General features: G+C 66.7%; 22 protein-coding genes. 7 read left to right on the top strand and 15 right to left on the bottom strand.

From position 1 onward, the window contains the following. The first annotated feature begins 6 nt into the window (after window positions 1-6). Both mntR and BN976_RS00870 read left to right on the top strand, forming a co-directional pair. Window positions 7-753, top strand: coding sequence for a manganese-binding transcriptional regulator MntR (gene mntR / locus BN976_RS00865; RefSeq protein ID WP_036367154.1), 747 nt, complete (start codon window positions 7-9; stop codon window positions 751-753). A gap of 8 nt (window positions 754-761) precedes the next feature. Next, on the top strand, window positions 762-1193 hold the full coding sequence (locus BN976_RS00870) for a type II toxin-antitoxin system Rv0910 family toxin (RefSeq protein ID WP_011779572.1): 432 nt from the start codon (window positions 762-764) through the stop codon (window positions 1191-1193). Here the strand turns inward: BN976_RS00870 and BN976_RS00875 are convergent, their stop codons facing one another. From BN976_RS00875 to BN976_RS00915, 9 genes are all read right to left on the bottom strand, one after another. Then, complete coding sequence (locus BN976_RS00875) at window positions 1194-2021, bottom strand: SDR family oxidoreductase (RefSeq protein WP_051558239.1); 828 nt, start codon at window positions 2019-2021, stop codon at window positions 1194-1196. 67 nt (window positions 2022-2088) lie between these two features. After that, window positions 2089-3684, bottom strand: a complete 1596-nt coding sequence (locus BN976_RS00880; protein ID WP_011779570.1) for an AMP-binding protein — start codon at window positions 3682-3684, stop codon at window positions 2089-2091. Further along, complete coding sequence (locus BN976_RS00885) at window positions 3681-4520, bottom strand: alpha/beta fold hydrolase (RefSeq protein ID WP_036367161.1); 840 nt, start codon at window positions 4518-4520, stop codon at window positions 3681-3683. The genes BN976_RS00880 and BN976_RS00885 overlap by 4 nt, the downstream gene beginning before the upstream one ends. Beyond that, window positions 4517-5773: an acyl-CoA dehydrogenase family protein gene (locus BN976_RS00890; protein ID WP_011779568.1), complete on the bottom strand. Its 1257-nt coding sequence runs from the start codon at window positions 5771-5773 to the stop codon at window positions 4517-4519. Before BN976_RS00890 ends, BN976_RS00885 begins: the two co-directional genes overlap by 4 nt. 2 nt (window positions 5774-5775) lie before the next feature. Beyond that, window positions 5776-6648 carry an SDR family oxidoreductase gene (locus BN976_RS00895; RefSeq protein WP_036368903.1) on the bottom strand — a complete coding sequence of 291 codons (873 nt, stop codon included), beginning with the start codon at window positions 6646-6648 and terminating at the stop codon, window positions 5776-5778. A gap of 20 nt (window positions 6649-6668) precedes the next feature. Next, window positions 6669-7562, bottom strand: coding sequence for a MaoC/PaaZ C-terminal domain-containing protein (locus tag BN976_RS00900; protein ID WP_011779566.1), 894 nt, complete (start codon window positions 7560-7562; stop codon window positions 6669-6671). A gap of 1 nt (window position 7563) precedes the next feature. Further along, a complete protein-coding gene (locus BN976_RS00905) occupies window positions 7564-8004 on the bottom strand; it encodes a type II toxin-antitoxin system Rv0910 family toxin (protein ID WP_036367164.1) in 441 nt (146 codons plus the stop codon). A 44-nt stretch (window positions 8005-8048) separates the two neighbouring features. After that, entirely contained in the window at window positions 8049-9239 is a 1191-nt protein-coding gene (locus BN976_RS00910; protein WP_011779564.1) for a lipid-transfer protein, read from the bottom strand. A gap of 164 nt (window positions 9240-9403) precedes the next feature. After that, the gene (locus tag BN976_RS00915; protein WP_036367166.1) at window positions 9404-10048 is read right to left on the bottom strand and encodes a TetR/AcrR family transcriptional regulator; all 645 of its coding nucleotides are present in this window, start codon (window positions 10046-10048) and stop codon (window positions 9404-9406) included. A gap of 222 nt (window positions 10049-10270) precedes the next feature. Between BN976_RS00915 and BN976_RS00920 the strand changes: the two genes are divergently transcribed. The 4 genes from BN976_RS00920 to BN976_RS00940 all read left to right on the top strand — a co-directional run bounded on the left by BN976_RS00920 (window position 10271) and on the right by BN976_RS00940 (window position 15824). Continuing rightward, on the top strand, window positions 10271-11005 hold the full coding sequence (locus BN976_RS00920) for a response regulator transcription factor (RefSeq protein WP_011779562.1): 735 nt from the start codon (window positions 10271-10273) through the stop codon (window positions 11003-11005). A 372-nt stretch (window positions 11006-11377) separates the two neighbouring features. Next, the gene (locus BN976_RS31905) at window positions 11378-12403 is read left to right on the top strand and encodes a sensor histidine kinase (protein WP_158497992.1); all 1026 of its coding nucleotides are present in this window, start codon (window positions 11378-11380) and stop codon (window positions 12401-12403) included. Between the two features lie 741 nt (window positions 12404-13144). Continuing rightward, a complete protein-coding gene (locus BN976_RS00935) occupies window positions 13145-14449 on the top strand; it encodes a hypothetical protein (RefSeq protein WP_145977896.1) in 1305 nt (434 codons plus the stop codon). A 76-nt stretch (window positions 14450-14525) separates the two neighbouring features. Next, window positions 14526-15824, top strand: a complete 1299-nt coding sequence (locus BN976_RS00940; protein WP_036367175.1) for an NlpC/P60 family protein — start codon at window positions 14526-14528, stop codon at window positions 15822-15824. Between the two features lie 23 nt (window positions 15825-15847). On the opposite strand, the gene BN976_RS00945 is transcribed toward BN976_RS00940, so the two are convergent. From BN976_RS00945 to BN976_RS00970, 6 genes are all read right to left on the bottom strand, one after another. Further along, window positions 15848-16288, bottom strand: coding sequence for a hypothetical protein (locus BN976_RS00945; protein WP_036367178.1), 441 nt, complete (start codon window positions 16286-16288; stop codon window positions 15848-15850). A 66-nt stretch (window positions 16289-16354) separates the two neighbouring features. Beyond that, a complete protein-coding gene (locus BN976_RS00950; protein ID WP_036367181.1) occupies window positions 16355-18295 on the bottom strand; it encodes a cadherin-like domain-containing protein in 1941 nt (646 codons plus the stop codon). Between the two features lie 422 nt (window positions 18296-18717). Next, the gene (locus BN976_RS00955; protein ID WP_036367184.1) at window positions 18718-19137 is read right to left on the bottom strand and encodes a CBS domain-containing protein; all 420 of its coding nucleotides are present in this window, start codon (window positions 19135-19137) and stop codon (window positions 18718-18720) included. Between the two features lie 87 nt (window positions 19138-19224). Further along, window positions 19225-20133 carry a tRNA pseudouridine(55) synthase TruB gene (truB, locus tag BN976_RS00960; RefSeq protein WP_036367187.1) on the bottom strand — a complete coding sequence of 303 codons (909 nt, stop codon included), beginning with the start codon at window positions 20131-20133 and terminating at the stop codon, window positions 19225-19227. Further along, window positions 20130-20816, bottom strand: a complete 687-nt coding sequence (pptT, locus tag BN976_RS00965; protein WP_011779554.1) for a 4'-phosphopantetheinyl transferase PptT — start codon at window positions 20814-20816, stop codon at window positions 20130-20132. Before pptT ends, truB begins: the two co-directional genes overlap by 4 nt. Further along, complete coding sequence (locus BN976_RS00970; RefSeq protein WP_011779553.1) at window positions 20813-21760, bottom strand: ACP phosphodiesterase PptH; 948 nt, start codon at window positions 21758-21760, stop codon at window positions 20813-20815. Before BN976_RS00970 ends, pptT begins: the two co-directional genes overlap by 4 nt. A gap of 164 nt (window positions 21761-21924) precedes the next feature. Here BN976_RS00970 and BN976_RS00975 point away from each other — a divergent pair, with 164 nt between their 5' ends. Further along, window positions 21925-22509: a DUF3558 domain-containing protein gene (locus tag BN976_RS00975; protein ID WP_011779552.1), complete on the top strand. Its 585-nt coding sequence runs from the start codon at window positions 21925-21927 to the stop codon at window positions 22507-22509. The last annotated feature ends 1 nt before the right edge of the window (window position 22510 follow it).

Consider the following 22510-nt stretch of genomic DNA (forward strand, 5'->3'; position numbering starts at 1 on the left):
CTCTTCGTGAGTCCTGATGGCAACCCCGCCAACCCCACTGATCTGTCGACGGTCGCCCAGGACTACCTGAAGGTCATCTGGACCGCACAGGAGTGGTCGCGCGAGAAGGTCAGCACCAAACTGCTGGCCGAGCGGATCGGGGTGTCGGCGAGCACGGCGTCGGAGTCGATCCGCAAACTGGCCGACCAGGGCCTGGTCGACCACGAGAAGTACGGCGCGGTCACCTTGACCGAGGCCGGTCGCCGCGCCGCGCTGGCCATGGTGCGCCGGCACCGCCTGATGGAGACGTTCCTGGTCAACGAGCTCGGCTACAGCTGGGACGAGGTCCACGACGAGGCCGAGGTGCTCGAGCACGCCGTCTCCGATCGGATGCTCGACCGGATAGACGCCAAACTCGGCTACCCGACCCGCGACCCGCACGGCGATCCCATCCCGGCCGCCGACGGCAGGGTGCCCACGCCTCCCGCACGTCAGCTGTCGGACTGCCAGGACGGCGAGGCGGGCACCGTCGCACGCATCTCCGACGCCGACCCCGAGATGCTGCGGTACTTCGACGCGGTGGGAATCAACCTGGACTCCCGGCTGCGCGTGGTGGCCCGGCGCGACTTCGCCGGCATGATCTCGGTGGCCATAGAGAATCCAGAACACCCAGAAAATCCGGCGAACCCCGACGGGGCCACGTCCGGCCATGACAACGAAACCACCGTCGACCTCGGAAGCCCAGCCGCACAGGCGATTTGGGTCACAGCGTAGGAGTACACATGGCCAAACTGGAGTTGTCCCGCTCGCTGCCCATCCCAGCCGAGCGCGCCTGGCACCATGCCGCGGACCTGTCCACTCTGGGCGAGTGGATGAGCATGCACCAGGGCTGGCGCTCGGAGCTGCCCGACGAACTCGGGGTCGGCGCCACGGTGGTCGGGGTGGCGGGCGCCAAGGGCATGCGCAACCGGGTCACCTGGACAGTGCGCAGGTTCGACCCACCCTCAGCCCTCGAGATCAGCGGCGAGGGCGTGGGCGGAACCCGCTACAAGCTGGCGATGAAGGTCGCCTCCGCCGGAGACGGCTGCACATTCACCGTCCGGATGGATCTGGGCGGCGCCCCACTGTTCGGCCCCATCGGCGTCGCAGCCGTCCGCGCGGTCAAAGGCGACATCGACAAGTCGATCGAACGCTTCGAACAGCTCTACGCCTAGTCATCGAGTGTCGATGCGGCGGTTGTAGTCCCGCCGAGCGGTGTCGTCACCGTCGAGCATCCGGTGACCGGCGCCGAGCGCGGCCATGACCTGGGTGCGTGCGGCGCCGGGAAGCAGACCGTAGGCCCAGGACACCGGGCGCAATCGAGCGGGCACGTAGACCGTACGCCGGTGCCGCCGAACCCCTGCGACCACGCCGGCCGCGACTTCCGCGGGTTCACACGACCTGAGCAACCAGTGATCGCGCAGCCCGCTGGTGAGCTCGGTGTTGACGACGCCCGGGAGCACGCACGTGAACCGCACCCCGCAGTCACGCAGCTCAAGCGCTGCGGCCTCGGTGAACCCCACCACCGCGAATTTGGTTGCGGTGTAGGTGGCTACGCCGCCGAAGGCGATGCGGCCCGCCGCGGACGCCACGTTGACGATGTGACCGGAGCGGCGGGCGACCATCCTGCTCGCGGCGTGCTGAGTCCCGAACACCACCCCCGCCACGTTGACCGCGAGCTGGCGGCGGACGGATTCGGGCGACTCGTCCAGCATCTGGGTGACGGGCATGATGCCGGCGTTGTTCACCATGACGTCCAGCGGGCCCAGGCGTTGCTCGACCTCGTCGAGGAACTTCTCGACGCTGTCATGGTCGGTGACGTCGACGCCGGACCCGAGGCAGCCGATCTCGGCTGCGGTCCGAACGGCCAGATCGGCGTCCAGGTCACCGATGGCCACCGAGGCTCCGGCCGCCGCGAAGGCGCGCGCCGTCGCCGCGCCGATTCCCCGCGCCGCGCCGGTGATGGCGACCACGCGTCCGGTGAGATTTCTGTCTGCGGTCACTGTTCCGCCTTTCATACCGAGTTGTGCCGACGTTCGTGGACCGCGCGCGGGACGGCTGGGCACCATCTCAGCGCTGCTCCATTCGCGCCAGATCCCGCTTGAGGACCTTGCCGGTCTCATTGCGCGGCAGGGCATCGACGAACAGGACGTCGCGGGGCACCTTGTGGCGCGCCAGCCTCGATCGCACGGCGTGACGGATCTGATCGGCATCGATGTCCGCGCCGGCGGCGGGCACGACGAACGCGCGCAGGCACATCCCGAAATCGTCGTCGCGCACCCCGACCACCGCGGCCTCCCGGACACCCGGTAACTCCACAAGCAGATTCTCGATCTCGAGCGGATAGACGTTCTCGCCGCCGGAGATCACCATGTCGTCCTCGCGGCCGTCGATGAACCACAGCCCGTCGTCGTCGAAATGACCGGTGTCGCCGCTGGAAAGGAGTCCGTCGACGGTCTTCTTGCTTCCGCCGCCGGTGTAGCCGCCGAAACTGAGTCCGCTGGACACGTAGATGGTGCCGACTTCGCCGGCTCGGGTGATCCGGCGATCCCGACTGTCATAGGCGGCGATCGTGCATCCGATCGGCGGCCGCCCCACAGTGCCGGGGGCGCGCCTGAGTTCCGCCGGTGTCGCGACGGCCGCGGTGGCCACCTCGGTCGAGCCGTAGAGGTTGTACAGCACCTCACCGAAATGCGCCGCGGCCCTGCGGTAGAGCTCCGGCGACAGCGACGACCCGGCGACGAACACCACCGACAGCGACGAGGTGTCGAACGCATTGAGCGCCGCGGGCGGCAGGTCGAGGATCCGGGACAGCATGGTCGGCACCAGGATCAGTGCTCGCGCGTGATGCTTCTGCACCGCCTCCAGCGTCTCGCGGGCGTCGAAACGCCGGTGGAGCACCACGTGGTTGCCCAGCGCCAGGCCGACGGTGCAGGTCGCCAGCCCGGTGGCGTGGAACAGCGGTGCGGCAACAACGTAGGCGCTGTTGCGCGGCCATGGGATGCGGTCGAGAAGCTGGGCCGACTGCAGCGGGTTGAGCCGGTCGCGTGGCGCACCCTTCGGGATACCGGTGGTGCCGCTGGTGAGAAGCACCAATCCGCCCGGCCGTCGCGGGACAACCGGTATGGCAGTACTTTTCGTTGCAGCGCGACTCGCCATCTGTGTGCCGGTGAGGCGCACGACGTCCGGGTCGAGATCACGGAGCAGCGGTGCGAACTCGTCGTCGGCAACGACGGTGGTCACACCCTCGCGCAGGCACACATCGGCCAGTTGCGGTGCGGCGAAACCGGTGTTCAGGAGCACCGTTCGCACGCCTGCCTTGTTGGCTGCCGCGAGGTCGAGGACCAACTCCACACCGCTTCGACGCAACAGCCCCACCACCGCCGGTCCACCCGCCGCGGCCGGTATTGCCTGTGCCCGCGCATTGGACTGTTGGTCCAACTCGACGAATGTCAAGGTTTCGGTGTCGTCGGTGAGCGCGGGCCAGTGCCGGTACTGCGCGGCCGTGAAGCTTGCCAGTCCGCCGAAGGCGCCGTAGCGACGCACGGCTCGGGATGCGCGCAGCGCATCCCGCGGACGCAGGGGGTCGACCATCCCGCGTTTGCACAGCACCACCGACGCGCGAGCCAGAGTCACTGTGTGCAGGAGTCTTCCACTTGCACTCATCGGGGAATCCCATCCAGGAGTCGGAACGTGAGCCGGACCACCGCGGCCGGATCATCGAGCTGTGGGCAGTGGCCCGAGCGGGGAAGGACCACCAGATCGCTTCCCGGTATCTGCCGGTGCAGGATCCGGCTGGCGTGTACCGGGATGATCCGGTCCCGTCCACCGTGCACGATCAGAGTCGGGCAATTCACCCGAACCTCCCGATGACCGCCGGCGGTCTCGATCGCGTACTGAAACGCATAGCGGCCCAGCGTCTCCAGTGCCCGCGGCTGAGTGGCCAACGACGACCACCGACTCACCACGTCGGGATTGACCACCGCGTCGGGCCCGTACAACACCTTCCTGGCGGCGGCCTCGGTAAGGGCTCTCGCCGCCGGTGCAGGCAGCCGGATGGCGCCCACCCCGCGCCACACCGGCGCCGGAACCGGCCGCAGACGCGCCAACCGTGCCAGCCAGTGCCTGGCGTTGACGGGGTCGTCGAGCGCGACCAACCCCGCGACGAGTGCCGGATGACGGTTCGCCGCCCGCACCGCGGTGGCCGCCCCGAGCGAATTGCCGACCAGGACAACCGGACCGAGATCTTTCAGCAGCGCTCCGGCGAATGCGTCGAACTGTCCGAGCAGTGGTCCCGGGGCGCGGGCCCCTGCCCGGCCGAACCCGGGCAGATCCACCGCGACAGCTCGTCGGCCCGCGGCACCGAACCCGCGCAGAACCTCCGTCCAGGTGTCGGCGGAATCGGCGTAGCCGTGCAGCAGCACCACCGGTGGGTCGCTGCCCGGCACTGCCAGCACACGAGTCCCGACCCCGCCGAACGAGGCGCGAGTCTCGACGATCATCCCGACAGCAGCCCCTTGGCGATGTGAGTCACCTGAATCTCATTGCTGCCGGCATAGATCATCAGCGACTTGGCATCCCGCGCGAGTTGCTCGACGCGGTACTCGGCCATGTATCCGTTGCCGCCGAACAGTTGCACGGCTTCCATCGCCGCCTCCGTGGCCGCCTCGGACGAGTAGAGCTTGATCGCAGAGGCCTCCGCCAAGCTCGGCATCCTTCCGGCGCCCAGGCGTTCAAGTGTCTGGAAGACCATGTTCTGCACGTTCATCCGGGCCACCTCGATTCGGGCCAATTTCAGCTGAATCAGCTGGAACTGACCTATGTTGCGCCCCCAGAGGGTCCGGGTCTTGGCATAGTCGAGGCACAGCCGGTGACACTCGTTGATGATGCCCAGGGACATCAGCGCGATTCCGAGTCGCTCGGCAGCGAAGTTGGCGCGTGCGCTGTCGCGTCCGTCGCCGGCGCCGTGCTGCTCGGTTTCGCCGAGCAGCCGGTCCGGGGACAGCCGCACGTTGTCGAAGAACAGCTCCCCCGTCGGCGAGGACATCATGCCCATCTTCTTGAACGGTCTGCCCTGGGTCAGCCCCGCCATCCCCGAGTCCAGGACGAACGTGAGGACCGGACGCTGCCGCGGGTCGGTGGCCGGGTCGTCGGCCAACTTCGCGTAGACGACGAGCACGTCGGCGTCGGGGCCGTTGGTGATGAACGTCTTCTGCCCGTTGAGGATGTAGTCCGCGCCGTCGCGCTTGACATAGGTCTTCATCCCGCCGAATGCGTCCGAACCGGCATCGGGTTCGGTGATGGCCCATGCGGCGATCTTCTCCAGCGTCATCAGCTCCGGCAGCCACCGCTCCTTCTGCGCCAGCGTGCCCCGGCTCATGATGGTGGCCGCGCCCAGCCCCAGGCTCACCCCGATCGTGGACAGCAACCCGATGCTGACACCGGCGATCTCGGAGACCAACACCGCGGCCATCGACGCCTGGGCGCCGATGTCGCCGAGTCCTCCGCCGGCCTTCTTCTCGTGCTTCTCCCCGGTGGACCCGGACTCGTGCCGTGCCCGCTCCTTGTCCAGCATCGACTTCACCGCATCGGCGGCGACCGCGTCGAGTCCGAACTCGCTGAACAGCTTTCGTGCGATGGGGTAGGGCGACAGCGCGCCGCTCTCAAGGTCGTCCAGATGCGGTCGGATCTCGGTGGCGATGAACTCGCGCACCGTGTCACGCATGATGATGTCGGTATCTGACCATTCGTACACGGTTACGCTCCGGGCAGCCGGGCGGCGATGTCGTCGAGCTCCCAGACCTTGTCGGTCTCGATCGTCTCGACGTCCTGCCAGCCTTGGAGCAGCGAGATGGCGCCACCCTGAACGGCATACACCTTGCCGGTGACAGGGCACTTCTCGCTCGCCAGATAGCCGACCAGCGGTGAGATGTTGGCCGGTGCGAACAAATCCAGTTCGCCGTCGTCGGGTTCGGCCATCAGCGCTCCCATGCCCGGCGTCGCCAGCGTCAGCCGGGTCCGCGCGATCGGCGCGATGGCGTTGACCCGCACCCCGTACCGCTCGAGTTCTTCTGCGGCGATCAGTGTCAGTGCGGCGATCCCGGCCTTGGCGGCCCCGTAGTTCGCCTGACCGGCATTGGGCAGCGTCACGCCGGACCCTGATGCGGTGTTGATCACCGCCGCGGTCGGCTGCTCGCCTGCCTTGGACTGTTCCTTCCAGTACGCGGCGGCGTGGTGAAGCATCGCGAAATGCCCCTTGAGGTGGACGTTGATCACCGCGTCCCACTGGTCCTCCGCCATCCCGGCGATGAACGCATCGCGCAGGATGCCGGCGTTGTTCACCAGGACGTCGAGACGGCCGAACTCGTCGATCGCCTGTTGCACCACACGCTTGGCGCCATCCCAGTCGGCCACGCTGTCGGTGTTGGCCACCGCCCGACCGCCGTTGGCGGTGATCTCGGCGACAACCTCGTGCGCGGGGCCTACGTCGGCGCCCTCACCGGTGTTACTGCCGCCGAGGTCGTTGACGACGACCGCGGCGCCCTGCGCCGCGAACAGCAGCGCGTGCTCGCGGCCGATGCCGCGACCCGCGCCGGTGATCACCGCGACCCGGCCATCCAACATTCCCATCATGTGTCTCCTTTGACTCGTCAGTCGGCGATCTCGGCAAGACCGTCGGTGATTGCCTTTTCGGCGCCGCCGGCCCGGGTGGTCTCGAACTGGTAGGTCGTGACGCCGGCCGCCGCGGTGCCGCTGTCCCTCTTCCAGATCGACGTCTCGAGATCGTCGCCGGGGAGCACCATCTTCGAGAACCGCACGGCGAATCGCCGTAGCCGGCCCACGTCCGAGCCGGCGACCTCGGTCAGCACGGCCCACGAGGTGAACGCCATGGTGCACAGGCCGTGAGCGATGATGCCCGGCAGACCGGCGTCGCGTGCCACCTCCTCGTCGAGGTGGATCGGCATCGGGTCACCGGATGCCGGGGAATAGCGGAACGTCTGGTCGTGGTCGATGTGCTGGGCGACCCGGGCCAGGGGATCCCGCTCCCGTAGCGCTTCGTCGAACTTGTGCGACGGGCTGAGCTCGCCGATCTTCTTGCCCGCGTTGAAGCCCCGCACGAAGCACGTCACGTACTGCTCGTTGACCAGCTCGCCGCCCTCGGTCCGGCACTCGATCAGGATCGCCGCGCGGGTACCGTTGTCCAGGCCCTCATATCCGATCATCTTTCCGCGGGACACCAGCTTGTCCCCGGGGCGGATCGGGCGGTGGAAGTAGAAGTCCTGTTCCCCGTGCACCACCCGCGGAACGAGTTCCACCGGGAGTACGTCGACCGTGGGCATCATCATCGACTCGAACACCGGGACGATGGCGAACACGGGCGGCGCGACATCACCGTTGCGATGCGCCTCGATGGGATCATTTGTGGCCGCGGCATATTCGGCGATGCGCTCGCGGGTCACCTCGAAGTGATCGTCGTCTGTCCAGGTGTCCAGACCGCTGTCGTCGAACGCCGGATCGGCCACCGCCGCGCGTGTGTCCGTCACGTCACACCGCCGCCGAGGCGAGCTCGTCGAGCTGGCTGAGCGTCTTGTCGAGCTGACGCAGGCCGTCCTTCTCCACCGCTTTGGCCAGCGCGCCTTTCACCAGCGCACCCTCGAAGTCACCACTGACGGTGAACGTCGAGCCGGCGCCCGACGGTTGGATGGTGAACGTGAAATCGGCCTTCACACCGGCCATTCCGGTGCCGCCGAGCGCCAGCGCGGTGGGGGCGTCGACCGCCTTGACGATCCATTCGATCTTGTTGGCCATGTTCAGCATCACGATCTTGGCCGTCAGCCGGGCACCCGGGGTGAGCGTGGCGGGGGGCTGATCCAGCCACCTGTCGTGCACGGTGAACCACTTGTCCCAGGTCTGCGGGTCCGAGATGATCGCCCACAGCTCCTCGGGAGCGGCGCTCAGATCCCTTGTGGCTTCGATGTGTCCCATGGTGTTACTCCTGTCGTCGGGTTGTGTCTTCGGAGGTCAGCGCGTCAGCGTTCGGCGCGTTGGTAGGCGGTGACGACGGCGGCGCCGCCGAGACCGATGTTGTGCTGCAGCGCGGCGGTCACGCCGTTCACCTGGCGCTTGTCGGCGTCCCCACGCAGCTGCCAGGTCAATTCGGCGCACTGCGCCAGCCCGGTGGCACCCAGCGGGTGCCCCTTGGAGATCAGTCCGCCGGACGGGTTGACCACCCACCTGCCGCCGTAGGTGGTGTCCCCTGCGTCGATCAGTTTCGGAGCCTCGCCTTCACCGCACAAGCCCAGCGCTTCATAGAGCAGCAACTCGTTGGCCGAGAAGCAGTCGTGTAGCTCGATCACCTGAAACTCCTCAGGTCCGAGACCCGCCTGTTCGTAGACCGATTGCGCCGCAGCGACATTCATGTGGTAGCCGATCAGCGCCTTGCAGGTGCCATCGAAGCTGTCACTGAAGTCGGAGGTCATGGCTTGACCCACGATCTCCACGGCACGGTCGGCGAGCCCGTGTCTGTCGACGAAGTCTTCGGAGGCCAGAATCGCCGCGCCGGAGCCGTCAGAGGTCGGTGAGCACTGCAGTTTCGTCAAAGGGTCGTAGATCATTCGCGAATCCAGGATGTCGTCGAGCGTGTACTCGTCCTGAAACTGTGCGTACGGGTTGTTCACCGAGTGCTTGTGGTTCTTGTACCCGATCTTCGCGAAATGCTCTGCGGTGCTTCCGTATTCCTTCATGTGCTCCCGGCCCGCGGCACCGAACATCCACGGCGCCGGCGGGAAGAGCACCTCCGAGATCTCGGCGAGCGCCAGGAAGTGCTTCTCCATCGGCTGGGCCCGGTCGTCGTACGTCGACCCCAGCGATCCCGGCTGCATCTTCTCGAAACCCAGCGCCAAGGTGCAATCGGCCAATCCGCCGCGGACCGCACGCGCGGCCAGGTACAGGGCCGTCGAACCGGTCGAACAGTTGTTGTTCACGTTGACCACCGGCACGCCTGTCATGCCCAGCTCGTAGACCGCCCTCTGCCCCGACGTCGACTCTCCGTACACATAGCCGACGTATGCCTCCTCGACCTCGCGATAGTCCACACCCGCGTCGTCGAGCGCCTTGGTCCCCGCCTCGCGGGCCATGTCGGGATAGTCCCAGCCCTCCCGGCTACCGGGCTTCTCGAATTTCGTCATCCCCACGCCGATCACGAACACCTTGTTCGGCATCGTCTGTCCCTTTCGCTCAACACCTTTGGCGTCTGCGCGCCACAACCGCTCGAACAAAACATACATATCTGACTGTATCTTTGCAAGAGGGTGTCGCGGGCCCGAAGGTTGTCGGCAGGTAAAGGCAGAAAGAGGCAGGCGGCCGCCCGCCTCACCTCATCGGATTACTCGGACGGTTCGGCTTTCAGCGCGTCGGCGAGTGCCGAACCGAGGTCGACACACGCACGGTCCCAGCGCCGACGAGCGAGATCGAGATCACGATCGACGAAGCTGACCACCAGGATGCCACGAAGCGCATCCATCGCGGTGAAGATGGCGTTACGAATCCTCTTGTGAGAGAAGGTATTCGGGAGAAGTTGATCAATCGCAGCGACCAGGGTGCTGTTCACCATCGGCTCGACACGGGCCACCTCGCGGGCGAGGACATCATCGGTGCGCGCGGCGACCCACAGTTCGATCGTGGCCACGAACATGTCGCCCTGGTGCGACTCCCAGAGAAAGTCCAACACCCTGGGCACCGGGTCGGGACTCGAAAGCAGTCGCCCGTTCTGCCGGATCGCCGCCTGGATGCGCTGCTCGGCGAGGTGCTCGATGGCAGCGACCACCAGGTCTTCCTTGGATCGGAAGTGATGGACCTGAGCGCCGCGCGTCACCCCGGCGATCTCGACGATCCGCGGGGTCGTGGTGCCCGCGTACCCGTAGGTGACCAGGCACTCCACCGTGGCATCCAGCAGTCGGGTGCGCATGGCTGCAGTACGTTCGGCCTGGGTGCGCCGCCTCGTCGCCGCGCGTTCGACTCCCGTTCGCATTCTGCCGCGCCTTCCCCCGATCGCCCGGTCCCCCGGCTTGCAGGTCGGATCAGACTACCTCCGACGACAACCGTGACCAACATCAATCGCACCCCACACGCCACGCCGCACCGGTGCTTGACATACATGCATGCATTTATGTACGGATAGGCGCGGGCCCGGATCAGGCAAGGCGGTGAATGCGGCGATGCACCAAAGCGCACCGGCGATGGTGACACGCCGATGAACCTCATCGACGCCGGCGCCCGGAGCCCGGAGGCCCTGTCACGGGAGCACAGAAGTGTCCTCGTCGTCGACGACGACCCCGGCATCTGCGACCTGCTGGAGAGCGTGCTGGAACTCGCCGGCTATCACGCCCGTCGCGCATCAGACGCCGGCGAGGCGATGACCACCGCGACCCGCCACCGCATCGATCTGGCCTTGATCGACATCGGCTTGGCCGGAGTCGATGGCCGCGTCCTGCTCCCGCACCTGCGGCGGCAGGATCCCACCACCGGTCTGATACTGCTCACCGCACGTTCCGACATCGAGTCCAAGGTCGACGCGTTGCGCGGCGGCGCCGACGACTACATCACCAAGCCCTTCCATCCCACTGAGGTGATCGCACGCGTCGACGCGGTGCTGAGGCGAACGAAGGGCGAAGAGCCCAGTGAACTCGGCTATGCCGATCTCACCGTCGACATCGACCGGTTGACCGTACGGCGCGCGCAACGGAAGCTCGCCTTGACCCCGACGGAACTTCGACTACTGGTGTTCCTGCTCCGCAACGCCGAACGCGTCGTCTCCCGCAGCCAGATACTGGACCAGGTCTGGCAATACGAGTTCCGCGGCGAAGGGCTCATCGTCGAGAAAGTCATCTCCAATCTCCGCAGAAAGGTCGACACCGGGAGCGAACCACTGATTCATACCGTTCGGGGGTTCGGCTACACGCTGCGCAGGGCCGACCGGGATACATGACGGCTTCGTCGCGAGCACCGTCGATGGTCTCGACGGTGCGGACCAGAACCGTCGCGGTGGTCTGCGCGGCGCTGTCGGTGATCTCGATCGCGGCAGTGGTCGGGCTGTCCGCTCTGGTCGACGTGTACACACAGCGTCATGTGGATCTCGCGGCCCGAGTCCTCGACTTCGCCGCATCGAGCCACGACGAGACGAATCCGCTCGACCCGGTCGACTTCGCAAAAACCCTGCCGCGCAACACTACTGTGATCTTCGCCGACCGAGGCGGCACACACACACTGTGGTCGACCTCGAGCTCCCGCTCCGCGGAGTCGGACGTCGACAGTCTGCTTGCGCCAGTGCGCCCCGACGAACGACATCGTCGACGCAACGATGGGCGGCCACCCCGTGCGGGCCCGGGCACTGCGTTTCGACAATCCGGTCGTCATCGGAAACCGCACGACCGGTTGGCGCGCGACAGCGGACACCGCGGTCGTCGCGCTCGGCGCCCGCTCGGCGACGAAGTTGACGCGGGTGATGGCTGCGGTGGCCGCGATCACCGGCATTGCCACCATGATCGGAGCTGCAGCTGCGACCACCGTGCTGGTCAGGCGCACCATGTCACCGCTGACCCGGCTGACCACCGCGGTTCAGGGGCTGGGCCCTCACCCGCGCGCGGGCTCGCTACCGCGGGGCGCGGGGAGCCGGTTCCGTGAGGCGGCGACTCTGACCGAAGCCATCGCCGATCTCGTCGACCGACGCGCACGCGCCGAGGAAGAACTGCGTGAGTTCATCGCGAACACCTCGCACGAGCTGCGCACCCCGCTGACCAAGATCCAGGGATGGTCCGAGCTCTACTTCCAGCGACCGCCCACCGCCGTGCACACCGACAGGGCGATGCAGAGCATCGTGGAGGAGTGCGACCGAATGCGCGCCATGATCGACGGCCTGTCGATGCTGGCCCGAGCACAGGAGATACCCGAACTCGCAACCGAGGACGTCGACGTGTGCGCACTGTGTCGGACGGTGGCCGAGGACGTTGCCGTCATCTCCCCCGGATGCCGGGTGCGCACCGATATTCCGGAGCAACCGATCCTGATCGCGGCACATTCGGACCGCATCACTCAGGTACTGCGGAACATCGTGGGTAACAGCCTCGTCCACGGCGGACCCGACGTCTGCATCGGCATCCGGGTGGCCGCGGACTCTCACGGCGTCAGCATCGACGTGACAGACGACGGACACGGGATACCGGCCGAGCACCACCCTTCCTTGTTCGCGCGGAACTACTCGGCCGCCGAGGGTGGCAGCGGACTCGGATTGGCCATCGTGCGCGCCATCGTGACGTCTTACGGCGGTGACGTCTCACTACGGTCGGTCGCTGGCGAGGGCACCGCGGTGACCCTGCATTTCCCGTGACCGGAGCGACATAGCCGGTTTATTCAATCGATGTGCTTCAGGGATGCAGCCTTCAGGTAACGGTCCACGCATCGTCAGGCCCGCACCGTCCACTGAAGGACGTGCTGCGGAACAGACAACACATCGACCGAAGGAACTCCATGTCCCCCCAAGGAATATCGCAACGGTTTGGATCGGTGGCCCTCAGCCTCGTCCTGGCCGCGACGATCCTCACACTCTCCCCGACTGCAGCGTCGACGCCCGACACCGACGCCTCCTCACCTGCCCTGGAGACCTTCCGTGTGCAGAAGGTCATCGACTTCGACCTGCCGGCCGGCGTCGTCGCCGGCAGCGCGGATCTCAGCCCCGACGCCGAACACCTGCTTCTCGAGGTCGAGATCGACGGTCAGACCCAGATCGCCGTCACCGACCTCGAGGGCCGCAACTACCAGTGCGTTTCGTGCGGCGCCACCGGCAATGCCACCAAAGCGCTTGCACTCCAGGACAACAAACGAATCTGGTTCGCCGACACCTCCGGACAGCAGTCCGGCGAGGATCCGAGCAGTGGAGGAACCGGCACGATCAACTACGCAGTCCTGGAGTGCGGGCCTTCCATCTACGACTGCCAACAGCGCTCCGTCAAGAAGGTGAAGTTCCCCTCGGACCGGCGCAACCTACCCGCACAGAACCGCGAGGCCAAACCCCGACCCGTTCGGCGAGTACGTCACCTGGAACGAGGTGTCGGCCATCGAAGGCACCCGCATGAGTATCGCCGCCCTCGGTACCGCCGGGGACGGATACGAGCTGACCGGACAACGGGTGTTCAGCCCGCAGTGGTCGAAGAAATCCGACTACGCCAAAGACCGGGAGAACGCCATGCGCTTCTATGAAGGAGCCTCCTGGCATGCCGGTGGCCGGCTTCTGAAGTATCAGACCACCACCACCGGACTGAACTACGACATCTACCTCATGGACACCTCCACGGGCGAGCGCCGACAACTGACCACCGATCTCGACTACAACGAGTCAGGTGACGTCGCACCCGACGGCAAGACTGTCTACTTCAGCTCCGCCCGCGGGCTGGACCGGATGGACGTCTTCACGGCTCTGGAACGGCCGTCCCTGATCGACAGCGGCGCGTTCGGCCAGATCGGACGGGTCGGCCTCTGGAACAACCGACGTTGCATGAACGAACCCTGGCTGATGAACATGGCGGTAGGCCAGATTCGTGGTGGTTACTCGGGACAGCCCCTCGTCATCGACCCTGCCTGGACCCTGCGCGGCTGGAGCTGGTTTCCGGATTCGACACGCGCGGTGGTCAACGAACAGCAGCGGCCCGATGATGTGACGGGTCCGGGTTCTCCTGACACGCCTTGGCGGACAAGCATCATCGAATTCCCTACCAGGACACCCTCCGCGCCCCTGGCACCAGTGCACCAGAGCAGGGCGGCCATCGAGACCTGGTCGGTTCCGGTCAAGGACTACAACCCGATGATGGGCCGTCAGTTGCTGATAAAGGTTCTCAAAGGCAAGAGCTCCGGGACCGCGACACTGCAGTACCTCGGGGTCTACGCGACGGGCTCTTATTCAGTCACCTACAAGAACTACTCCGACGACGGTAGGAACGTCCTCAACGGAACCGAACGCATCGCCATCACCAATGCCGTGAACGACGCCGAATGGAGCGCCGACCTCACCAGCAAGGGCGACCGCACCGGCTACCTGAAGGGCACGATCAAGGTCCGCGCGCAGAACAAGTTCACGGGCAAGGTGACCTCTGAGGTCAACGGTGTCACGTACACCGGCGTCCCGACGCAGGCCGACTGTCCGGCGATCGCCGCACCCAAACTCACGATCACCGCCGCGAACGGCCGAGTACTGATCACGTCGACGGTGCCCGAGGACGATCAGGCGAGACCGGTCCGTGGGGTCGAGGTGAAAAGCGGGTCGGGATCTGCCATCACGGACGAGAATGGCTACGCCACAGTGCTGTTCACGCCCGGTGACACCATCACCGCCGCCGGTGGCGGTTTCGAATCAGCCAGCTGGCCGGTCCCGGCCTCCTGATGCTCCCGGGTACGCGTGGACCGTGCGGGGCCCGCCCCGCACGGTCTGCGCACACCCCACCGATTGGAGAACCATCATGGCAAGGCCCGTTGCTGTGGCGCTCGCGATCACTGTCACCACGGTCGTCTGCGGAGTCGGCCCGGCCGCATCGGCGCGCGCCGAGCCGGAGGCACCGGATGCCGGCACCCTGGCCTCGCTGATCGTCAGGATTGCTGAGGCCGATCAGTCGCTCCACGACCTCGACGCGCAGATCCAGACATTGCGGGAGGAGGTGAACAAGACGATCGCCGATCTCGCCGCGGCTCACGAACACGCCGCACGGGCCGACCTGGACGCCGAGGCCACCGCTGTGTCCCTGCACGATGCGGTTCGCGCCGTCGATACCGCCCTGGAGCGGTTCGACCGATTCGCGGTTGCGACCTACGTGCACGGTCCCGGCATCTCGCTGGTGGCACCGGACGGGCCGGAGGATCTCCTGGGAAACGTGGCCTACGCCAATGCACTGCACATCAGTGCTGCCAACGCAGCTGAGGATCTGCAGCGAGCGCGGACCGAACAGACCAACAGAAACTCGGCCGCTCGGCAGGCCCGCCAACGAGCCGATGCAAGTCTCAATTCGGCGCAACGCCGCCAACTCGACGCCGTGGCCGCGCTCAGAACCGCGCAGGATCGGCTGGCCGCGAAGCGAACCGAGTTCGCCGCTCTTGTCGACCAGCGTGATCATGCTGTCGCAGCGCTGAATTCGACGTCACTCACTGTGACACGTCGGGACGAACTCATACTCCAGCCGTCGATCACGAGGCTGCCCCGCGACCTCGGTGCGGTCATCGATTCCCTCGTGGCGATCGCACGCGACTCCACCAGTGCGACCGCCGAGATGGGCCGCGCGTTCCTCGCACAGGCGGGGGTTGGACCGGACGATGTCTCGATATCTGCCTCTGCGCCCACCGGTGAGCTGCCACGGTCGGTGAGGTGGCAGGCCTCCGAGTACGTTGTGGCGCGCGCGCTTTCGCAGCGTGGGGTGCCGTATTCGTGGGGTGGCGGAGCCGCGACCGGACCCAGCCGCGGTATCGACACCGGCGCGGACGTGGTCGGATTCGACTGCTCGGGTCTGATTCTGTACGCGTTCGCCGGTGTGGGGATTGCGTTGCCCCACTACACCGGCCACCAGTATCAGGCCGGCCGCCAGGTTCCCGTCACCCAGATGCGTCGTGGCGACGTGATCTTCTTCGGACCCGGCGGCAGCGAGCACGTCGCGCTCTATCTCGGCAACGGCGTCATGCTCGAGGCGCCAAGACCGGGGCAGTTCGTCCAGGTCTCACCCGTGCGGACGTCCGGTATGACCCCGTACGCCGTGCGGTTCATCGAGTACTGACGTGCATCGCCACCGCAGGACGCTCACGGAGCGGGCGACCCCATCACGAGATGGTTTCCGTCGATCGAGGACTCGACGGTGCCGACCATCGAAAGCTGGTTCACGATCTTGACGCCGTCGGCCCGCAGGTATCCACGTTCGTTGCCGCCGGCACCGGTCACCGTGACGTCCGCACTGTAGGTGATGTTCGTCAGCGTCGCGTTGGCGACCGTGGTCTCGGTGCCGTTGAGGATGAACCCCGCCTCGTCCTCGAAATCCGTGTAGGTCACCGTCGTCGTAGTCAGGTTGCCGGATTTGGACGACGTCACCACCGCGGTGCCGCCGACCCTGCCCGCCCGTGACGGTTCGGTCGGGGTCGCGGTGACCACGACCGCAGACAGCGGCTGCGCCCAGGAGGATGTCTCGGGCGTGGACACATCGTCGGCACGGGTACCACCGTCGATGTTGTTCAACGTCGCGACCACCAGTCGGGTGTCGCCCGGGTCTGTCTTGCTACGCTCCCAGAACGCGACCTGGGACCCGTCCGGACTCTAGTTGGCCACCGGCACAGAGTTGTACGCGCCCGAGGTGTCGCCCAAGAAGATGCCGTTCGCGCGGTTGAGCTCGTCCTCGGTCGACACCACCCAGGCCTGGTTCAGTGAACCCTTCTTGGCCTGGAAGGTGGGGAACACCACGTAGGCGGGCACGAACGTCGGCCGGACGATCTGCGACATGGGGGTGAGATAGTCCAGCGTGCGCGAACTTCCGACCGCCAACCATTGACCGTTCGGCGACATGTCGACCGATTCGTCGTAGTCCAGGTTCGCGGTCAGCCTGGTGACGGTGCCATCGGCCAGGTGGACCAGCACGTTGTCGGCATTGCCTGCCTCGTATCTGCCCGAGAAATCGGTGATCATCACACCCTTGCCGTCGGAGGTGAAATTCTTCAGCTCCCCTCCGACATAGACCACGCGGGCCTCGACGATCTCGTATCCGGTCTCGGTACGCTCCAACCGACCGACGCTCGACACCAGTTGCGTGGCCGTGCCCGAACTCAGCAATTGCGTGAAGCCCACGTGCAGGCCGTCGGGTGCGACCCGCAGTTCACGCTGCCTCTGTACCACAACGACATTCGGTGGGACGTTGACCGGAACGGTGATCTCGAGCAGTTGTGAACCTGTCCCGCAGGCGGCGACGCCACCCGCGCACTCAAGGATGTAGTGGTCCGCGGTTTCGCCTCCGGTGTCCGATTGCGTGCCCACGCTCAGCAGAATCCGATTCCCGTCCTCGAAAACGAACGGCTTGGAGAGATTCTCCGTGATCTCGGGTGCCAGACCGCAACTGAGGCACTGCAATCCGGTGCCGTCCGGATTGACGCGATAGATCTCCGATCGACCACCCTCGACCGGAGTGCCCCGGAACACCAGCGCCTTCCCGTCGGCGGTATACGCCGGGTTCTGCGGTTGGCGGACGGTGTCGGGGAGCGGGACGATGAAGCGGTCGGCGCTGGGCTGGATGCTGTGCACATCCAGACCGATCGTCACCCGCGGTATCCCGAAGTCGGGCCGCAGAAAATGCAGAAGGTTCAACTTTCCGTCGGTGACACGCACCCTGAAGGCGTCGGTGCCGCCGACCTGCGCCCATTCCAGATCGGGCGTATACGTGAACGTTCCGGTCTGCTGGTCGATCACCACGGTTCCGTGCTCGGGCTTGCCGACGACCCGGTAGGTCAGCTCGTCGCCTTCGGGATCGGTGGCGCCGACGCTGCCCGTGATCACGCCGAGTGGCCCCTGGGTGGTCGCGTCCGGGTCATAGTCCACCACCGGCGCCTGGTTGAAGAAGTTCCGTCGTACCCACCCCAGCAGCGACCACGCCATCGCCGACTGCGCGGGCTGATCGGCCGGATCACCGGCTGGGGCGGCAAACGCCCTCGCGGGCGCCAACTCTCGATGTGCGGCCGCGGGCTCTGCGACCGGTGCGCCGGCCGTAACCTCAACCGCCGGTTCCTCTACCGGCGCCATCGGTTCGGCGGGGTCGACGACTGTCCCCGGGTCCCCGGCTGATGGCTCGTCACCTTCGGAGCGGTCAACCTCCTCCGCTTCGAGATCTTCTGAATCGACCTCGCGGTCGCTGTCCCGACTCTCGGCGTCGTCGGAAGAGCCGTTGGTTGCGTCCCCGACGACACTGTCGCCGGGCTCTTCCCCGTCTCCCGCCGAGGACGGTCCGGAATCCCCGGTGGCGGCGGATTCCTGCGGATCGGCGCCGTCGCCTCCCTGTCGTGACGGTTGGTCCCCGTCGCCTGCCGACCCGCCGTCTCCGGACTCCGAATTGGAGGACTGCGCGGTATCGCCTCCGCCCGACGAGGCAGGCTCGGCGGCGGCGACTCCCTGGCCTGTCGTCACCACTGCCGCTACCGCCAACGCGGCTGCGAGCGTTCCGTACCGCGCGGCGTCGACGAGTCTGCCGGGGCCGCGGTCGTCGGCGTTCGTCATGGTTCCTCCATCGGCAAGTCAACAAACATTCAGCTATGAACGTAAATTAACGTAGAGGCAATCTTGCTGATGGTCAAGCCTCTCGACGCGAGAAGATCGGACGTCAGCTCGATTTCGGTGCACCACCAGTGCATTGCGCCCGCCGCGCCAGTCGACCAGATCCGCGGCCGACAGTCGCCTTCCATAGAGCCAGGACGGCGGCATCGGCTACATTCATGCAGTCAAGAACGCATGTCGAGTCAGGAGGAGGCTACACCGGGCGAGTCGCCGGGGCGGCGGGCGCCACGAGCATGCGCGACCGGGTGACCTGGACCGTGCATAGGTTCGATCCGCCCTCAGCGCTGACGATCAACGGCGAGGGCGTGGGCGGAACGCGCTACGAGCCGACCGTGAAAGTCGCCTGCGCGTGTTTACCGCAGCGCTCAGCCGAGCGCGCTCGCGTCGGCGTCTGCCGCGTAGACCCCGAGCAGGTCACGCGCCGAGACGATGCCGACCAGCGTGCCGTCACGCTCCACAAGAACGTGCCGGATGTAGCGGTCCATCATCCGCGTCGCGACCCTGGCGACGGTGTCGTCGGCGTCGCACCAAATCAGCTTCTTGCTCGCCACATCGGCGGCCGGGACGCTCGACGGGTCCTGCCCGGACGCAACCACCCGCGCGACGTCGCGCTCGGTCACCAGCGCCTCGGGCCGCGGGTCATCTCCCACCACGACCGCACCGACCTCGTTGCCGACGATCGCCGCCGCCACGTCGGCGACGGTGGCATCCGCCGATACCCGGACCACCGATCCCCCGATGATCGTGGAGACCTGGATCGAACCTGCCGCGGGAATCTCAGTCATGACCCCATCGTCGCACCTCGACAGACAGCGTCGTCGACAGCCCCGGCACGTCCCGCCGACCGCCCGCATCCAGGCGCACACCCCGCACTACAGCGTCGCTGGACGCAACACCACCACCGAGCGAGTCCGATCACCCTCATCCGACAGCAGCGCGATGACCCGGCCGTCGGGCGCTGTCGCGGCGTACACGCCGTCGATGCCCGCCACCGGCAAAGCCCGCCCGTGACTGGCCGATTCGGCTTCGGCCTCGGTGATGTCCCGACGCGCGAACGCGCGCAGGCACGCCTCGTCGAGGCTGTAGGACAGCCGTGGCGCCTCGGCGAGCTCATCGAGGGTGCGGGCCTGCTCCAGCCCGAAGCCGCCGACGCGGGTGCGTCGCAACGCGGTCAGGTGCCCGCCGACGCCGAGCGCGGCGCCGACGTCACGGGCCAGCGCCCGGATGTAGGTTCCGCTCGAGCAGTCGACGGCGACATCGACGTCCACCAGCTCGCCGTCCCGCCGCACCTCCAGCACCTCGAAGCGGTCGATCCGCACCGGACGGGCCGCCAATTCGACCGTCTGCCCGTCCCGGACCATCTGGTAGGCGCGCTTACCGGCGATCTTGATGGCACTGACCGCCGACGGGATCTGGTCGATCGGACCGCGCAGCGGCGCGATCGCGGCCTCGATCTGCGCGTCGGTCACCTCGGCCGCCGAAACCGACTGCAACACTTCGCCTTCGGCGTCTTCGGTGGACGTGGTCTGCCCCAGCCGGATGGTGGCGGCATACGACTTGTCGGTGGCGGTGAGCAGACCGAGGATCTTGGTGGCGCGTTCGATGCCGACCACCAGCACACCGGTGGCCATCGGATCCAGCGTGCCCGCATGTCCGACCTTGCGGGTGCCGAACAGCCTGCGGCAGCGGCCGACAACGTCGTGGCTGGTCATCCCGCCCGGCTTGTCGACGACGACGAGTCCCGGGGCCGGATCGTTCCTCGGGTGCGCGCCTTCGGTCACAGCACGATCGCCGTCAGGGCGATCCCGTTGCGGACCGACCACCTGCCGGCCAGCGAGGTCAGCGGCGGGCCGGATTCGGCCTCGGGGTCGATCAGGATCTGCGAGGTGAACGTGCCCGACTGACCCGAGTTGTCGGAACTGTCGATGTCAAACGTGATATGGGCGTCCTCGAATCCCAGCCACCGGTGTGTGAGCGGGAACCACGCCTTGTAGGTCGCCTCCTTGGCGCAGAACAACACCCGGTCCCAGTGCACACCGGTCGGCATGTCGCCGAGCTCGTGGCGTTCGACGGGCAGGCTGATCGCGTCCAGCACGCCCGTGGGCAGCACGTCGTGCGGTTCGGCGTCGATGCCGACGGAACGCACCTCCGCGCGACGGGCGACCGCCGCGCCACGGAAGCCCTCGCAGTGCGTCAGACTGCCGACGATGCCGTCGGGCCAACACGGTTCGCCCTTGTCCCCCTTGAGGATCGGCACCGGCTCCATCCCGAGGTCCACCAGCGCCTGGCGCGCGCAGAACCGCACGGTGATGAACTCGTTGCGCCGCTTGGCCACCGACCTGGCGATCAGCGGCTCTTCCTCGGGCAGCGGCGCCAGCTCCTTGGGGTCGGAGTACATCTCTGCCGCCGCCAAAGCGTCGATCTCACCGGGAAGTACTCCGGCGAGCAAAGTCGCTGCGATCACGCCCGGTCCCTGATCCGCTGCTGCATCTTCTCGGCGTTGTCTCGCATCTCCTGCGTGATCTGGAAGTGGCCGCCGAACTCGTTGAGGTAGCCGGGCGCGTACTTCGGGTCGGGCAGGATCTGCCGCAGCCACCGGTACGGCCTGCGCCTGCGCCACTCGCGCGGATATCCGACCGACACCTCCTCGAACCGCACGCCGTCGTACCAGGTGGTGCGCGGGATGTGCAGGTGCCCGTACACGGAGCAGACGGCGTTGTATCGGGTGTGCCAGTCGGCGGTCGCCGTGGTGCCGCACCACAGCGAGAACTCGGGATAGAACATCGCGTCGCAGGGTTCGCGCACCATCGGAAAGTGGTTGACCTGCACGGTCGGCATCATCCAGTCGAGGTCTTCGAGTCGCTTGCGGGTGTAGTTCACCCTGTCGTGACACCATGCGTCGCGCGTCGAGTACGGCTCGGCCGAGAGCAGATACTCGTCGGTGCCGACGATGTTGCGTTCCTTGGCGATCGCCAGGCCCTCGGCCTTGGTCCCCGCGCCCTGCGGCAGAAACGAATAGTCGTAGAGCAGGAACATCGGCACGATCGTGGCCGGGCCGCCCTCCTCGGTCCACACCGGGTAGGGGTGCTCGGGGGTGACGATGCCCATCTCGTCGCACATGTTGACCAGGTAGTCGTACCGGGCCCTGCCGAAGATCTGCATCGGGTCGCGCTGGGTGGTCCACAACTCGTGGTTGCCCGGCACCCAGATCACCTTGGCGAACCGTTTACGCAGCAGGTCCAGTGCCCACCGGATCTCGTCGGTGCGCTCGCCGACGTCGCCGGCCACGATCAGCCAGTCGTCGGGCGAGGCGGGGTGCAGCGACTCGGTGACCGGTTTGTTGCCGGTGTGTCCGGTATGGAGGTCACTGACCGCCCACAGCGTGGGGCGTCTCTCGTCAGTGGTCACAGCCCGTCAGCCTACTGGTGGACACCGGCCGACCACCTGCCGGCAACTAGAACCTGTTCTAAGTTCCTCCCCGACGGCGCGCCGCGGCCCGTTACACTCCCGGGCAGGAAGACGACGGACAGAGCGGCGGCCGCGACGGACTGCCACGAGAACCAGGGGGTGTGATGGTCGCCAAGCTGCGACTGTTCTCGGCGCTGTGCGCGCTGGTCGCAGCGGTGGTCGTGGTCTGGCAGACCACACCGGGCGGAGTCGCCGGCCCGGGCCCCGTGGACCTGCGGTCGACGTTCGCGCCGCTGCCGGCGGCCACCACCACCATCAAGTCACCGGTGATCGACCTCACCGACCCCGATCCGTTCGATCCGTGCCGGGACATCCCGCTCGACGTCGTCGCGCGAATCGGTTTGGCCTACACGCCGCCGGCGCACGAGGACAGCCTGCGCTGCAAGTACGACGCCGGGAACTACCAGATGGCCGTCGAGGCGTTCGTGTGGCGCACCTACGAGGAGACGCTGCCTCCCGACGCCGTCGAGTTGGACATCAACGGCCACCGCGCGGCCCAGTACTGGATCATGAAGCCGACCGACTGGAACAACCGCTGGTGGATCACCTGCATGGTGGCGTTCAAGACCAGCTACGGGGTCATCCAGCAGTCGCTGTTCTATTCGCCGATCTACTCCGAACCCGACCCCGACTGCATGCAGACCAATCTGCAGCGGGCCCACGAACTGAGCGCGCACTACATCTATTGAT

The organism is Mycolicibacterium austroafricanum, from assembly GCF_000612725.1.
GTDB lineage: Bacteria > Actinomycetota > Actinomycetes > Mycobacteriales > Mycobacteriaceae > Mycobacterium > Mycobacterium austroafricanum.